Annotated in this window: 17 protein-coding genes; 9 read left to right on the top strand and 8 right to left on the bottom strand. The window is 72.6% G+C overall.

What is annotated here, in order from left to right:
- Positions 1–2 precede the first annotated feature (2 nt).
- The 3 genes from GA0070619_RS20765 to GA0070619_RS20755 all read right to left on the bottom strand — a co-directional run bounded on the left by GA0070619_RS20765 (position 3) and on the right by GA0070619_RS20755 (position 2,217).
- A complete protein-coding gene (locus tag GA0070619_RS20765; protein ID WP_088949610.1) occupies positions 3–1,199 on the bottom strand; it encodes an MFS transporter in 1,197 nt (398 codons plus the stop codon).
- 76 nt (positions 1,200–1,275) lie between these two features.
- A complete protein-coding gene (locus GA0070619_RS20760; protein WP_088949609.1) occupies positions 1,276–1,755 on the bottom strand; it encodes a hypothetical protein in 480 nt (159 codons plus the stop codon).
- A 9-nt stretch (positions 1,756–1,764) separates the two neighbouring features.
- Positions 1,765–2,217 carry a GNAT family N-acetyltransferase gene (locus GA0070619_RS20755; protein ID WP_088951936.1) on the bottom strand — a complete coding sequence of 151 codons (453 nt, stop codon included), beginning with the start codon at positions 2,215–2,217 and terminating at the stop codon, positions 1,765–1,767.
- A gap of 477 nt (positions 2,218–2,694) precedes the next feature.
- On the opposite strand from GA0070619_RS20755, the gene GA0070619_RS20750 reads away from it, so the two are divergent.
- Entirely contained in the window at positions 2,695–2,964 is a 270-nt protein-coding gene (locus tag GA0070619_RS20750) for a hypothetical protein (protein WP_088949608.1), read from the top strand.
- Positions 2,964–4,001 (top strand): hypothetical protein, encoded by a 1,038-nt coding sequence (locus tag GA0070619_RS20745; RefSeq protein ID WP_088949607.1) that lies wholly within the window; start codon positions 2,964–2,966, stop codon positions 3,999–4,001. The genes GA0070619_RS20750 and GA0070619_RS20745 overlap by 1 nt, the downstream gene beginning before the upstream one ends.
- Positions 4,002–4,047: 46 nt before the next feature.
- On the opposite strand, the gene GA0070619_RS20740 is transcribed toward GA0070619_RS20745, so the two are convergent.
- The gene (locus GA0070619_RS20740; protein WP_088949606.1) at positions 4,048–4,578 is read right to left on the bottom strand and encodes an SRPBCC family protein; all 531 of its coding nucleotides are present in this window, start codon (positions 4,576–4,578) and stop codon (positions 4,048–4,050) included.
- On the bottom strand, positions 4,579–4,890 hold the full coding sequence (locus tag GA0070619_RS20735) for an ArsR/SmtB family transcription factor (RefSeq protein ID WP_088949605.1): 312 nt from the start codon (positions 4,888–4,890) through the stop codon (positions 4,579–4,581). It lies immediately after the preceding gene.
- Between the two features lie 98 nt (positions 4,891–4,988).
- Between GA0070619_RS20735 and GA0070619_RS20730 the strand changes: the two genes are divergently transcribed.
- On the top strand, positions 4,989–5,918 hold the full coding sequence (locus tag GA0070619_RS20730; protein ID WP_088949604.1) for an LLM class F420-dependent oxidoreductase: 930 nt from the start codon (positions 4,989–4,991) through the stop codon (positions 5,916–5,918).
- Between the two features lie 60 nt (positions 5,919–5,978).
- Here GA0070619_RS20730 and GA0070619_RS20725 read toward each other — a convergent pair whose 3' ends face one another.
- On the bottom strand, positions 5,979–6,407 hold the full coding sequence (locus tag GA0070619_RS20725) for a hypothetical protein (RefSeq protein ID WP_088949603.1): 429 nt from the start codon (positions 6,405–6,407) through the stop codon (positions 5,979–5,981).
- 101 nt (positions 6,408–6,508) lie between these two features.
- Here GA0070619_RS20725 and GA0070619_RS20720 point away from each other — a divergent pair, with 101 nt between their 5' ends.
- Together GA0070619_RS20720 and GA0070619_RS20715 are read left to right on the top strand one after the other, a co-directional pair.
- Complete coding sequence (locus GA0070619_RS20720; RefSeq protein WP_088949602.1) at positions 6,509–7,279, top strand: hypothetical protein; 771 nt, start codon at positions 6,509–6,511, stop codon at positions 7,277–7,279.
- Positions 7,276–8,553 (top strand): FAD-binding protein, encoded by a 1,278-nt coding sequence (locus GA0070619_RS20715; protein ID WP_088949601.1) that lies wholly within the window; start codon positions 7,276–7,278, stop codon positions 8,551–8,553. Before GA0070619_RS20720 ends, GA0070619_RS20715 begins: the two co-directional genes overlap by 4 nt.
- A 90-nt stretch (positions 8,554–8,643) precedes the next feature.
- Here the strand turns inward: GA0070619_RS20715 and GA0070619_RS20710 are convergent, their stop codons facing one another.
- Both GA0070619_RS20710 and GA0070619_RS20705 read right to left on the bottom strand, forming a co-directional pair.
- Positions 8,644–9,783, bottom strand: coding sequence for a site-2 protease family protein (locus GA0070619_RS20710; protein WP_088949600.1), 1,140 nt, complete (start codon positions 9,781–9,783; stop codon positions 8,644–8,646).
- 149 nt (positions 9,784–9,932) lie between these two features.
- The gene (locus tag GA0070619_RS20705; protein ID WP_088949599.1) at positions 9,933–10,787 is read right to left on the bottom strand and encodes an alpha/beta hydrolase; all 855 of its coding nucleotides are present in this window, start codon (positions 10,785–10,787) and stop codon (positions 9,933–9,935) included.
- A gap of 158 nt (positions 10,788–10,945) precedes the next feature.
- Here GA0070619_RS20705 and GA0070619_RS20700 point away from each other — a divergent pair, with 158 nt between their 5' ends.
- From GA0070619_RS20700 to GA0070619_RS20685, 4 genes are read left to right on the top strand one after another with little or no spacing between them, the layout of a single operon-like run.
- Positions 10,946–11,851: an ABC transporter ATP-binding protein gene (locus tag GA0070619_RS20700; protein WP_088949598.1), complete on the top strand. Its 906-nt coding sequence runs from the start codon at positions 10,946–10,948 to the stop codon at positions 11,849–11,851.
- Positions 11,848–12,648 (top strand): ABC transporter permease, encoded by an 801-nt coding sequence (locus tag GA0070619_RS20695; protein WP_088949597.1) that lies wholly within the window; start codon positions 11,848–11,850, stop codon positions 12,646–12,648. The genes GA0070619_RS20700 and GA0070619_RS20695 overlap by 4 nt, the downstream gene beginning before the upstream one ends.
- A 26-nt stretch (positions 12,649–12,674) precedes the next feature.
- Complete coding sequence (locus tag GA0070619_RS20690; RefSeq protein ID WP_157744064.1) at positions 12,675–13,805, top strand: sensor histidine kinase; 1,131 nt, start codon at positions 12,675–12,677, stop codon at positions 13,803–13,805.
- Positions 13,802–14,434, top strand: a complete 633-nt coding sequence (locus tag GA0070619_RS20685; protein ID WP_172862084.1) for a response regulator transcription factor — start codon at positions 13,802–13,804, stop codon at positions 14,432–14,434. Before GA0070619_RS20690 ends, GA0070619_RS20685 begins: the two co-directional genes overlap by 4 nt.
- The last annotated feature ends 6 nt before the right edge of the window (positions 14,435–14,440 follow it).

Genomic DNA, 14,440 nt, shown 5'->3' with positions numbered 1-14,440 from the left:
CGTCATCGGGTCGCGGTATCCCGGTCAGCCGTCCGACGGGCGCTCCGGAGGGACCGTGGGTGGGGGTGCGTGACCACCACGGCCGTCAGACAAATCACGACGGCGGCGACGAGCGGCGGGCGGGCGCCGAGGTGGACGGCCGCGGCGCCGAGGGGGATCGCCACCACGAGTGGCCCGAACATCGCGGTGTTGGCCGTCGCGGAGACCCGGCCCAGCAGCGCCGACGGTGTGTGTGTCTGCACGGCGGTCACCGCCGCGACCAGGGTCCAGGGCAGGCCGACGCCGGCGACCAGCGCCCCGGCGATCGTGACCGGCCACCATGGCAGGCAACGCGCCAAAAGGCCGAGCGCGAACAGCACCGTCCCGGCGACGCCGACGGCAACGGGACCGCGTCGGGCGAGCAGCCGGCCGACGATCAGCCCGCCGATGATGGAACCCGCGCCCTGCGCGCTGGCCAGCACGCCCAGGAACGTCGTCGGTAGGCGCAGCTCCGTGATCACGACCGCGTAGACCGCCGCGGTCGTGAAGCCGGACATGGCGATCGACACGGCCGCGAGCGTGACCGGCACCCGGGTCACCCGCTGTCCGAACAGGACCGACAATCCGGTACGCAGGCCGTTTCGCCGTGGTGCGGGCTGGTCGTGCGACGTCCTGTTCAGGCGCACCGCCGCGTACAGGGTGGCGACCAGGACCGGCATGGCCGCGCTGAGCACGACGACCGCGTGACCGCCGTGCCATGCGTACAGGCCCGCCCCGGCCAGGGGAGCGATGAGCTTCATGCCCTCCTGCGCGCTGGAGCGCCAGCCGTTGACGTCGCCGAGTTCCGTCGGTGACAGCGCGGACGGCAGCAGCGCCGTCTCACCCGCGTCGATCAGCACGTAGCTGACGCCGTAGGCGCACGAGACGGCGAAGATGAGCCAGATCTGTCCCGGCCCGCGCACCGCGAGGAGCGCCAGCAGCGCGGCGGCCAACAGGAGATTGACGGCGATGACCAGGGGCCGCCGGGGTGCCCGGTCGAGCAGACCGCCCAGCCACGGGCCGGCGAGGACCGGGGCGTACACGCAGAGTCCGGCGAGGGCGGCGAGGCCGGTGGAGCCGGTGAGGTCGAGGATCCAGATCCCGGCCACCAGGGTCATGGCGCTGCTGCCGAAGCCGGACAGCAGGGAGATCGCCACGAACAGTCCCGCGTTGCGCCGCATGAGCCCTCCAGGTTGAGCCGAGATGACTCACATCCTGAACATTGAGTCTCATGCGGGCAAGACTCTCGCGGCTCTGTCAACCAACCGTTGACAGAGCCGCGTTGATCTTCGCTGCGGCGGCGCGAACGGGTGCCGGCACGCGCTCGCCCACCTCGGCGAGATCGGCGGCGAGATGCTCGGCCAACGCGTACAGCGAACCCGGGGCGGCATCCAGGGCGACCTCCACCGTGCTCCGCACGAGCCCCGCCCGATCGAACCGGGCGTCCCAGCGGCGATCGGCGGCGATCCACCGCCCAAGGTCGGCAACCGCGTTTCGCAGCGCCACGATCCGTGGTGCGAACCGGAGGTCGAGGTGCTGGCGGCGTGACCACCGCGCGGCCACCAGTCGCTGCCGGCGCTGCTCCGCGGCCTGCCGGCTGCCGAGACCCAGTGCCGTCGCGATCTGCGCCCACGTCGCGCCGTTGTGGCGCGCCCGGTCGATGAGGTCCAACTCCCGCTCGTCGAGGCGGGCGCGGGTGGCACGAACCTCGGCCAACCGGGCCAGCTCCGACGTCATGTGTCAACGTTACATTGACATGCGGTTGGGCTGGCGCACCAGGAACACGTCGATCGGGTCCTCGGTCTCCACTGTGAAGCCGTGTCGCTCGTACAACCGTCGGGCGGGGCTGCCCTGCAACACGTTCAGGCGGACGCGGGTGCCGTCGCGGTCGCACCGGTCCAGCAGCGCACGCAGCACGGCCGTCCCGATGCCGCTGCCGTGCAGGTGTGGGGCCAGATAGAAGTGCTCCAGCCAATGGGCGTCCGCCGCGGGCCGCAGCGCCACGCAGCCGGCGAAAGCTGCGCCCACCTCGACAACCCAGGTGTACGCGGGTGCGAACCCGTCCCGCAGGCGCTGCCGCACCCGCTGCTCGTCGTAGCGCCCCAGCCGCTCCAGATCCGCCCGCAGCACCACCGCCCGTAACTCGGCCACCGCCTCGACGTCCTCTGCCGAAGCCGGCCGAAGCTCCCAGTCCGCCATGATCACAAGTTATCGGCCCGCAGGACGGTGATCGACTCGGTTTCGCTGATGCCCTGTCGGCGGCGGTGTAACAAACCGGACAAGACGGTAAAGGCCCTGGTAGAGCACCCTTGGGGCAGGTGGAGGTAGACGGGTGGCGGGCCACACCCAGAGCCTCCGGCCCGGTGGGGACAACATCGTCCGCACCGGTGCGGTCCCCACCCAGCCCGGCCCCGACGCCGCGGCGGTCACGGCACAGATGCCGTGCCGGTCACGCGTACCACAGCCGTGGCTGCCACCGACACCCCTGCGGGCGCCCGCAGCGGTGCCTCCGCCCATCGGGACGAGGACGTCAGCACCGTCGGCAGCCAGGCGACGCCTGTCGCCGGCCGTGCCTGTCGTCCCCGCGCCCCGCCGGCCTTTCGCACTGTGGACCCCGCCGTCCGGTGTCGCCCAAACCGCGCGCCGGCCTGGCGACCGAGCCAGAAAGGGCCCGACATGGCCGCTCCCACCGCGACAGCAGCCTTGAACGCATCCGTCTTCGCGCCGGGTGACCAGATGCTGCTGACCGTCACCTACTCAGACGCCGACACCAAACCGCTGACCGTCACCATCGTGGTCACCGACGCGCAGGGCAACAGCAGCGCGCCGGTGAAGGTCACCGCCGTCATCGACCCACTCACCCTGACCGTCAGCGACAACTCCGGGCGTACCTGGACCCGGGTGTCCGACAACGGTTCCGTGGCCGTCTACCGGGCGGTGGCGTGATGCCCCGGGTCACCGTCCAGGTCCGCGACGCCGCCGGGAACACCGCGACGGCCACCGCCGACTACAACCTGAGCCAGCCGGTGCTGGGGGGCTACTACCTGTCCGGGGGCGCCGACCCGACGGCCGACATGGCCGGCGGCAACTTCCGGTCGCTGACCCAGTACCGCAGTTTCGCCGACGGCTACACGTTCCCCGGCTACAACCGCCCCTGGCTGACCAGCCTCGGTAAGGCCGGGGTGCAGATGAACATGGTCCTGGAGTTGAAGCACTACGGCGCCCCGAACCAGGGGCCGCAGAGCTTCGCGGTGGACGGCGTCAGCTACACGGTGCCGGCACCGTCGATGACCATCCAGCAGCGTCCCGGCACCACCTGGCCGAGGGCGTACGGGTACGGCCAGGTGATCAACGGACAATGCGACGGGTTGTTCGCCCGAGCCCTGTCGCAGTACCGGACGCTCGGCTTCGGGGTGAACATCCAGCTCGCCTCGGAGTTCGACACCGACCACGAGTTCGGGACCACCGAGGACGGCAAGGCCTACACCTGGGCCGAGTCGGACGCTCGGGCGGTGCAGGCGGTGAACTACATCCTGACGTGGTTCAAGGCGCGGACCCTGCCCGCCGGGACGACCTTCTCGGTCGGGCTGGGCGGCTTCGACCGGGCCTGCTTCCAGCGTATGCACCCGGAGTCGCTGATGACCCGCCTCGACTATCTCCAGTGGAACGCGTACGCCACCAACGCCAGCCACACCGCGTTGGCCCGGTTCCGCCGCCCCAAGGACTGGGCGGTGGCGGATCTCGGCCCGGTGGCCCTGTCCCGTCCCGTGATCGTCGCCGAGTGGGGGGTCCGGTCGGCGGAGATCCCGAACCAGGCCGCCTGGATCGCGACCGTGCCGGCGGCGATCGCTCAGCTCAACGCCGAGCGTGGGCCCCGGATCACGCGGACCAACTACTTCAACTCCGGTTGGGGCACCCTGACGCCGAAGGCGGTCGGGTTGGCCGCGCTGCGAGAGGCGTACGCCAAGCGGCCGTACGTTTGAGCGGTCCCGGCGGCTCCGGGGCTCCGGGGCCGCCGGGACAGACCGGTCAGCCCGCACTGAGCCGTTCGGCGTACGCGTCGCGCAGCTCGGGCCAACCGAAGTCCCTGGCCTCCGCGCCCCGGATCGGGCCGACCGGGTCGCCGTCGAGCAGCCGGTCGGCCACGTCGAGGCAGAGGTGCCAGCCGGCCGCGACCATCGGCAGCATGCCCCGGTCGGCGACGGTGTGCCGCAGGGTGAGCCGGGTGCCGCTGCCCAGCGGGCTCAGCTCCCAGCACAGCAGGTCGTCGCCCCAGGTGTACTCCAGCAGGTGTGGCGGCTCGGCCCGGCGTACCGTCGCCGGGTCCTCCTGGGTGGTCTCGCCGTCGACGAGGGTGAGCACGGCGGTGCCGACGTGGCCGAGGTCGCGGTCGGCGAGGAACGGCGCCCACTGCGCGAGCTGGGTCGGGTCGGTCAGGGCCGCCCAGACGGTGGCCGGCGGATGCCGCAGGTCGCGGACGAAGACCAGTGTCGCGCCGTCGTCGGCGGGCTCGGCGCGCACCTCGGCGGGCGGGCTCGGGCGGAACGCGTCGCGGTCCATTCACTGCTCCTGACTGTCGAGGTGCCGTTCCAGGGCGTCCAGGTGCCGGGCCCAGAGCCGGCGGTACGGGTCCAGCCAGCCGTCGACCGCCCGCAGTGGGCCGGGGTCGAGGCGGTAGATCCGCTGTCTGGCGGCCGTCCGGCAGGTGACGAAGCCGGCGTCGCGGAGCACCCGCAGGTGCTTGGAGACGGCCGGCTGGCTGACCCCGAGCCCGTCCACCAGCTCGCCGACGCTGCGTTCGGCGTCGCGGAGCTGATCGAGGATCCGGCGCCGGGTGGGCTCGGCGAGGACGGTGAAGGCATCGGTGGACACCAACCTAATATGCCTGGTTCTTCATATGACTGTCAAAGCATATGACAGGAGTCTCCGTCCCGACGTGGCGTCGCCGATCAGCTCCCTATGCTCGGATCATGGAACTGCGGATCTTCACCGAACCCCAGCAGGGCGCCAGCTACGACCAGTTGCTCGCCGTCGCCCGCTGCGCCGAGGACGCTGGCTACGGCGCGTTCTTCCGGTCCGACCACTACCTGATGATGGGTGCGGCGAGCGGCGAGCCCGGCCCCACCGACGCGTGGACCACGCTGGCCGGGCTGGCCCGCGACACCAGCCGCATCCGGCTCGGCACGTTGATGACCGCCGCGACCTTCCGGCTGCCCGGCCCGCTGGCGATCACGGTGGCGCAGGTCGACCAGATGAGCGGCGGTCGGGTGGAGCTGGGCATCGGCACCGGCTGGTACGCCGAGGAGCACACCGCGTACGGCATCCCGTTCCCGCCGCTGGCAGAACGGTTCGACCGCCTGGAGGAACAGCTCGCGGTGATCACCGGGCTGTGGTCCACGCCGACCGGCGAGCGGTTCGATCACGCCGGTCGGTACTACCCGGTCCAGGACTCGCCCGCGTTGCCCAAGCCCGTGCAGCAGCCGCGCCCACCGATCCTGCTCGGCGGGACGGGCCCGAAGCGCACTCCTCGGCTGGCCGCCCGCTACGCCGACGAGTTCAACCTGCCGTTCGCCTCGGTGGCGGACACGGCGGCGCAGTTCGACAGGGTCCGCGCGGCGTGCGCCGAGATCGGCCGGGACCCGGCCGGGATGGTCTGGTCCAACGCCCTGGTCCTGTGCTGCGGGCGGGACGACGTCGAGGTGGCCCGCCGGGCCGCCGCCATCGGGCGCGACCCCGACGAACTACGGGCCAACGGTCTGGCCGGGACCCCCGCCGAGGTCCTGGACACCATTGGCCGGTACGCAAAGATCGGCAGCGAGCGGATCTACCTCCAGGTGCTGGACCTCGGCGACCTGGAGCACCTGGAGTTCGTCGCCAGCGAGGTGATGGCGAAGCTCTGAGTCGGCCGGGTGGCCGTGGGACGGCGCTCGGCCGGGTGGCCGTGGGACGGCGCTCGCCGGTCAGGCTCGGTGGGCGCCCGTCGCGACCGCGTCCGGGTCGCCCAGCACGGTGTCCAGCCGCCCGTCCCCATCACTGTCCACATAGGTGATGTCGGGGATCCCGTCGCCGTCCACGTCGATCTGGACGACGTCGGCGACACCGTCGCCGTCGAGGTCGGTGACCACCTCCACCGAGCCGTCCAGGTGTCGGGTCACGATCGACTGCGGGCCGGCACCGGGCGTGCGCGGCGGCGGCCCCGGTGCCGGCACCGGTGTCGGGGCCGGCGCGGGCGCCGGTGTGGGGCGGGGGCCGGGCGTCGGCGCCGGGTGGCTCGGCAATCCGTCGGCCGCTGGCGCGCTGGCCTGCTCGACTCCGGTGCCGGTGGGGTCCAGCTCCTCCTCGGAGGGGTAGACGTCGCCTCTCGCGGCGGGATCACGGTAGCTGCTCATGGGCGTAGGGTTCCCCGACGATGACGAGAACAACCGTGCCCGATCGACCGGTGTCCTCGGTGCCGGGTTTGGCGGAAAATGCTGGGACCGACGCCACGGTCATGAACGGGGGTCCGAGCGTGGAACTGCGCCGGAATCGGGGAGCCCGTGCGCTCGCCCTGGTGTGCGTACTCGGCGGAGTGCTCTTGTTGGTCTACCCCAGCGACGGCGCCCTGCTACGGACGATCATCGCGGTGGGAGCCGTCGTGCTCGGCTGCCTGGCGCTGGTCAGCGCACTGCGGCCGTTCCGGTTCCGGATCGACGCCGAAGGTGTCAGCATCCGCCGGCCCGGCCTGCGCCGGGAGATCCCGTGGGCCGAGGTCGACGCGCTGGTCCTCGACGACCCGCCCCGACGCGCCGGCTACTCGGCACCACCGCGACTGCTGCTGGTGCCTGTGCCGGGTGTGACGCTTGAGCCGGTGACCGCCCGCCACCCGCTCGACGGCCGCCCGGCCATCGAGTTGCTCGTCCTCGACCAGGTTCGCGAGCAGCCCGAGCAGGTGTCGGCCGCGCTCACCCGCTATGCCGGAGGTCGTTTCGTCGACCTGGCCGCGCTGCGCCGCGCCGCCTTCGCCACCCCGGACCTTCCGGTCGGCCTGCGTGGCTACCGGATGGACCGGGTCGACCAGCTGATCCGGCGCGGCCAGGACGCCCTGGTTTCCGGGGACGCGCAGAGCAGGCAGGCGGCCCGGGGCGAGATCGAACGCGTGTGCGCGGCCGGCCTGCCGGTCGCTCAGCGTGGCTACAGCACGTTCCAGACGGATACGGTTCTGGACGCCCTTGTCGCCGCGTTGGCCGACCACCAGTCCACCGATCGGGAGACCGCCACATGACCGCCCAGGGAGAGCACGGCACGTCGACCACCGCGGCCGACGTCCCGCGCCGCAACTGGGCCGGCAACGTGCGGTACGCCGCTCGGGCGTTCCACCGCCCCACCTCCGTCGACGAGCTGCGCCGGCTGGTCGCCGGCAGCAACCGGATCCGGGCGGTGGGCAGCGGGCACTCCTTCAACCGCTTCGGCGACACCGACGGCGACCTGGTCACCCTCGCCGGCTTGCCCCCGGTCGTCGACCTTGACCGCGAGCGCGGGCAGGTCACCGTCAGTGGCGCGATGCGCTACGGCGACCTCGCCCGGCACCTGCACACCCAGGGGTACGCGCTGGCCAACCTCGCGTCGCTGCCGCACATCTCGGTGGCCGGGGCGGTGGCCACCGCCACCCACGGCTCCGGCCAGACCCACGGCAACCTGGCCAGCGCGGTCGCCGGCCTGGAGTTGGTCACCGCCGACGGCGACCTGCTGCGGGTCGACCGCGACGCCGACACGTTCGCCGGCATGGTGGTCGGGCTCGGCGCGCTGGGCCTGGTCACCCGGGTCACCCTGGACGTGGTGCCGACCTTCGAGCTGCGCCAGTACGTGCGGCTCGACCTCGACCGGGAGGCGCTGGACGAGGCGCTCGGCTCCGCGTACAGCGTGAGTGTCTTCACCGACTTCCGTTCCCCCCGGCTGCGCGAGGTGTGGCGCAAGCAGGTGGCGGACCAGCCGCCACCCCCGGCGGACTGGCTGGGCACCACCGCGGCCGACGCGCCCCGGCACCCGGTGCTCGGGATGCCGGTGGAGAACTGCACCCCGCAGCTCGGCGAGCCGGGCCCGTGGCACGAGCGGCTGCCGCACTTCAAGCTCGGCTTCACCCCGAGCAGCGGTGACGAGCTCCAGTCCGAGTACCACGTCGCGCGTACCGATGCGGCCGACGCGCTCGCCGCCCTGGACGACGTGGCGCACCTGATCGCCCCGGTGCTGCTGGTGTCCGAGCTGCGTACCGTGGCGGCGGACGAGCTGTGGCTCAGCCCGAACCACCAGCGGGACAGCTTCGTACTGCACTTCACCTGGGTCGACGACACCGCGGCCGTGCTGCCGGTGGTGGCCCAGGTGGAGGAGCGCCTGGCACCGTTCGCGCCCCGCCCGCACTGGGGCAAGGTCTTCGTCACCGACCCGGCGGAGCTGGCCGCCCGCTATCCGAGGCACGCTGACTTCGCTGCCCTGCTGCGTCATCTGGACCCGACCGGCACGTTCCGCACCGAGCTGCTGGACCGCTACTTCCCCCGCTGAGTTCCCGCTGGCCCCCCGACCCCCGCTTTACCCCGTTGATCATGAAGTTAGCGACGTGGATGTCGGCGTGTCACGCCGCTAACTTCATGATCAACGGGAGGGTGCGGGGGTGCGGAGGGTGCTGCTCTGGACGGCTCGGCTGATGTCGCTGGGGGACACTATGCCCGTCAGGCGGCCGTCTTCGGTCACCACCAGGGCTCGGCCGTCGGCGCACGCGCTGAGGCGGGGGAGCAGGTCGTTGAGTTGCTCACCGGGCTGGGCCAGGACCAGATCCTCGGCCCGGCAGGCCACCTCGGCCAGCGTGGTCGACGCCCGCCGCTCGGGCGGTACGCCGCGCACCCGGTCGACGGTTACCAGGCCGGTCGGCCGGCCGTCCTCGGTCAGCGGCAGCGCCGAATGCCGGTACGCGAACAGGTAGTGGTCGACGAAGTCGGCGACAGTCATCTCCGCCGAGGCGGTCTGCGGCTGTGAGGTCATGACGTCGCCGACCCGGATGCCGCGCAGCGCGCTGCCGGTGCGAGCCTGCCGCTCCTCCAGGCTGGCGGCCCCGATCAGGAACCAGCCGATCAGGGCCAGCCACAGCCCACCGAAACCGACCCCGGACAGGAACTGCCACAGCCCCAGGCCGATCAGCAGCACACCCAGCACCCAGCCGGCGCGGGCGGCCACCACGGATGCCCGGGTGCGGTCGCCGGTGGCCTTCCAGACCGCGGCGCGCAGCAACCGGCCGCCGTCCAGGGGCGCGGCCGGCAGCACGTTGAAGATGGCCAGCAGCACGTTGATGCCCGCCAGCCAGGCCACCGACCCGAGCAGCAGCCCGCCCTGACCGGCCAGCGCGAGCAGCGCGGCGACGACACCGAAGAACGCCCCGAGCAGCAGGCTGACCAACGGGCCGACGCCGGCGATCCGCAGCTCCGCGCCCGGGTCGCGTGGCTCGCCCCGCAACTCGGCCACGCCGCCGAACAGCCACAGCGTGATGCCGTCGACCTCCAGCCCGTTGCGCTTGGCCACCACCGCGTGCGACACCTCGTGGGCGAGCAGGCCGACGAAGAACACCACCGCGGCGGCAAGCCCGGCAATCGCGTACGCGACGGGCGAGCGGTCCGGGTACGAGCGGGGGAACTGGTTGGCGGCCAACCCCCACGCGATCAGCGCGAAGATGAACAGAACGCTCCAGTTGACGCCGACCGGCACTCCCGCGACCCGGCCAAGCCGGAAACTGGCCCTCATCCCGGTGAGATACCCCGGACAGACCCGCCCATGCCGGCCCTGGCGCCCGAAGGACTGGTGATCGACTCGGGTTCACGAAAACCGGGGTATCCACGACCCTTCGACACCCCGACTTCCGGAAAGCCGAGTAGATCGTGCGCTCGCCCGGCTCAGCGGCGCGGGGACTCGCTGGCGATGGTCACCTCGCGGGGGAGCGCCGCCGCGCGCAGCGCCCAGTCCAGCGCGTAGTCGGCGATCTCCTCCCAGCCGTCCTGCCCCACTGTGAAGTGCGAGCGGCCGGGAAACTCCTCGTACGCGGTGAGCGCCCGGGACTTCTGGTAGAGCCCTGCGTTGGCGCGGACCACCGAGGCCGGCACCACGTGGTCGGAGCCTCCGGCCATCAGCAGCAGCGGCGCGCGGTCGTTGCGCCCGTTGTCGACGCGGGCGGGTGAGCGCGGGTCGACGTTGGCGAAGGCGCCCTCGAAGAAAATCCGCCCGGCACCGGGGACGGCGTAGCGCTGCCAGGCCCGGTCGGAGTCCTCCCGGCTCATCGTGTTCCCGAACGTGTAGGCGAAGTCGTCCGGGGTGAACGGGACGGCCTTGGTGCGGTTGGCGGGGCTGCGCAGGATCGGGAAGCCGGAGCGCAGCTGACTCAGCGGCACCTTGAGCACCCCCTTCACCGCCGCGGGATGCACCCCCACCACCGCCGCGCCGAGACCCCGGTCGGCGAGGACCTGGGCGAACAGGCCGCCGAACGAGTGCCCCATGATGATCGGCGGTCGGGGCAGCGCCCGGATGATCTTGTCGTAGTGTGCGACGACCGTGGCGATGCTCTGCTCGGCGATCGGGCCGGGATCGTCCCGCAACTGCTCCACGGACCGGTCCATCCCGGGCCAGGCAGGGGCGATGACGTGCATGCCGCGCGCGGTGTACCGCTCGGCCCACCCCTCCCAGCTGCGCGGAGTCATCCAGAGTCCGTGAATCAGCACGACCGTGTCGGCCCGGCCCTGCGGCGTGGCACCCATCGCGTCCCCCCGGTGTCGCGGTGTCCGGCCCCGCGGATACCCGTTGCCCTGCCGTGAATTCCTCGGCCGGTCGAGCCGTGTGCCCCTGACAAATGTCACGGCCGGGACGTGACGGCCGCTCCGGGAGTCGAGGTCCGCGCCGCCGGAGCATCAGTGCCATGACAAGTACGCATCCGGCCGTCGAGTTGGACGGCCTCACCAAGACCTTCGGCGCGGTCACCGCTGTCGACGGGTTGAGCCTGCGGGTGCAGCCCGGCGAGGTGGTGGCCTTCCTCGGCCCGAACGGCGCGGGCAAGACCACCACCATCGACATGCTGCTCGGGCTGGCCCGCCCGGACGCGGGCACCGTCCGCATCCTCGGCGGCACCCCGGACGACGCGGTGGCCCGGGGCCGGGTCGCCGCCGTACTCCAGACCGGCGGGCTGCTCAAGGACCTCACCGTCGGCGAGACGGTCGAGATGTCCGCGCACTTCTACCGGCACACCCGCCCGGCCGCCGAGGTGCTGGAGCGGGCCGGCATCGCCGACATCGCCGGTCGGGTGGTCGGGCGCTGCTCCGGCGGCCAGCAGCAGCGACTGCGTTTCGCGCTGGCCCTGTTGCCCGACCCGGACCTGATGGTGCTCGACGAGCCCACCACCGGCATGGACGTCGAGGGCCGCCGGGACTTCTGGCAGGCGCTGCGCCGCGACGCGCGGGCCGGACGGACCGTCATCTTCGCCACCCACTACCTGGACGAGGCGGACGCGTACGCCGACCGCATCGTGCTGGTCCGGCAGGGGCGCATCGTGGCCGACGGCACCACCGCGGCAATCAAGAACCTGGCCGCGGGCCGTACCGTGCGGGCCACCCTGCCCGGCGCCGACCAGGCCGCCCTCGCCGCGCTGCCCGGGGTGGACGCCGTGGAGGTACGCGGCGACAGCGTGCTGGTGCGCACCAGCGACTCGGACGCCATCGCCCGGCACCTGCTCACCCGGACCGCCGCCCGGGACGTGGAGATCACCTCCCGCAACCTCGAAGACGCCTTCCTCGCCCTGACCACCGCGCAGACCGGAGCCTTGAGATGACAACCCTGCCGGCCACCCCCACCCGTACCGTCGAGCCGGACCGTCGGTTGCCCGCCCTGGGCGGGTTCGCCCCCGGGGTGCTGCGCATCGAGCTGCGCCGCGTGCTGCGCAACCGCCGCACCCTCGCCTTCACGCTGATCATGCCCGGCGTCTTCTTCCTCATCTTCGGCCTGCCGCAGGGCGGGCAGAACCTGGACAACGGCCGCCCGGTGACGGCGTACGTCATGATCAGCCTGGCCGTGTACGCGGCCATGGTGGCGACCACCAGCGCCGGTGGCGCGGTCGCCACCGAGCGGGCGCTGGGCTGGAGCCGTCAGTTGCGGCTCACCCCACTGCGCCCGAGCGCGTACGTGGCCACCAAGCTGGTCACCGCGATGACCCTCGGCCTGCTCGCGGTGGTCGTCGAGTTCCTGGTGGGCGCGGCGGCCGGCGTCCGCATCCCGGCGTACGTCTGGCTGCTGTCCGGGCTCGCCGCCTGGCTCGGTTCGCTGGTCTTCGCGGCGTTCGGTCTGTTCATCGGCTATCTGGTGCCGGCCGAGAACGTCATGCAGTTCATCGGCCCGATCCTGGCCGTGCTGGCCATGTTCGGCGGCCTGTTCGTCCCGGTCGAGGTGCTGCCGGAGGTGCTCCAGCAGGTCGCGAAGTTCACCCCGGTGTACGGGATGGGCGTCCTGGCCCGCGCCCCGCTGACCGGCGACGGGGTGAGCGCGGCGGCGGTGGTCAACCTCGTCGGCTGGGCGCTGGTCTTCGGCGTCGGTGCGGCGCGGCTGTTCCGCCGGGACACCGCGCGGGTCTAAGCGCACCGACGGTTAGCGTGAACCCGATGGACCTCTCGACGGGACAGCCCCGGCCGGCGAACCGCCACTGGCGGGTCACCGGCTGGTTGCTGGCCGCCGTCTGGCTGTTCTTCCTCAACGTGCCGCTCGCCACCGCGCTGCACCAGCCGGAGATGTGGCGGCGGGTGCTCGGCGTGACGGCACTGATCGCCTTCGGTATCGGTTACGTGCTGCTGTTCCAGTGGGCCCGCCGGCTGCGCCAGGTGCTGGCGCCGATCCCGGCGGGCCGGGCACGGGCCGGGCTGGCACTGCTGCTCCTGGTGGGCCTGGCCAGCATCCCGGGCACCGGCGGGGACTGGCTGGCCACCCTGGTCTACGTGGCGGCCGCGGCGGTGTTCCTGCTGCCGCCCTGGGAGGCTTTGGCGGTGGTGGTGGTCTGCGCCGTGACCCCCGCGCTGGCCTCCTGGCTGGTGCCCGGATGGCAGGCCGAGAGCGGCATCGTCTTCGCGGTGCTGCTCGCGTCGTTCGCCATGTTCGGGGTGTCCCAGTTGGCTCAGCGCAACAGTCAGCTCCAGGCCGCCCAGCAGGAGATCGGTCGGCTCGCGGTCGCCGAGGAACGGGCCCGCGCCGCCCGCGACCTGCATGACATCCTCGGGCACTCGCTGACCGTGGTGGCGATCAAGGCCGAGCTGGCCGGGCGTCTGATCGACGTCGACCGGGACCGGGCCGCCGTCGAGATCGCCGAGGTGGAAGCGTTGGCCCGGGCGGCGCTGGCCGACGTACGGCAGACGGTTGGGGCGTACCGCGAGGTCACTCTCGCCGCGGAGCTGGCTGGCGCCCGCTCCGCGCTGGCCTCGGCGGGCATCGCGGCGGATCTGCCGGCCGAGGTGCCGGACCTGCCGGGGGAGTGGGACCGGTTGTTCGGCTGGGCGGTACGGGAAGGGGTGACCAACGTGGTCCGGCACAGCGGGGCGCGGTGCTGCACGGTCCGGGTCCACCCGGACCGGGTCGAGGTGAGTGACGACGGCCGTGGTCCGTCCACTCCCGACACCAGCGGGCACGGGCTCGTCGGTCTGCGGGAGCGGGCGCGACGGCTGGACGCCGTGGTGACCGTCGGTCGCCGGCCGGAGGGCAGCGGTTTCCTGCTGCGGGTGCACTCGCCGGCGGAGGCCCGGTGAGCGGCGGGTCCGCGCGGATCCGGCTGCTGCTCGCCGACGATCAGGCGTTGGTCCGGGGTGCGCTGGCCGCGCTGCTCTCGTTGGAGGAGGACCTGACAGTGGTGGCCGAGGTCGGCCGGGGCGACGAGGTGGTGCCCGAGGCCCGGCGGACCGACCCCGACGTGGCCCTGCTGGACGTGGAGATGCCCGGCATGGACGGGATCGCCGCCACGACCGCGTTGCGCGCCGCGCTGCCGACCTGCCGGGTGCTGGTGGTGACCACCTTCGGCCGGCCCGGCTATCTGCGCCGGGCGATGGAGGCCGGCGCGAGCGGCTTCGTGGTCAAGGACACCCCGGCCCGGCAACTCGCCGACGCGGTCCGCCGGGTGCACGCCGGCCTGCGGGTCGTCGACCCGACGTTGGCCGCGGAGACGCTGGCCACCGGTGTGAGTCCGCTGACCGAGCGGGAAACCGAGGTGCTGCGTACGGCCCGTGGCGGTGGAACGGTCGCCGACCTGGCCCGGGCACTGCACCTGTCCGAGGGGACGGTGCGCAACCACCTCTCGGCGGCGATCGGCAAGACCGGTGCCCGCAACCGCGCCGACGCGATCCGGGTCGCCGAGCAGAACGGCTGGCTGCTCGGCGAGTGACAGTGC

Origin of the sequence: Micromonospora zamorensis (assembly GCF_900090275.1) — a bacterium.
Taxonomy (GTDB): domain Bacteria; phylum Actinomycetota; class Actinomycetes; order Mycobacteriales; family Micromonosporaceae; genus Micromonospora; species Micromonospora zamorensis.
Note: the sequence above shows the minus strand (reverse complement) of the source record. Positions and strands in the feature narration are given on the sequence as shown.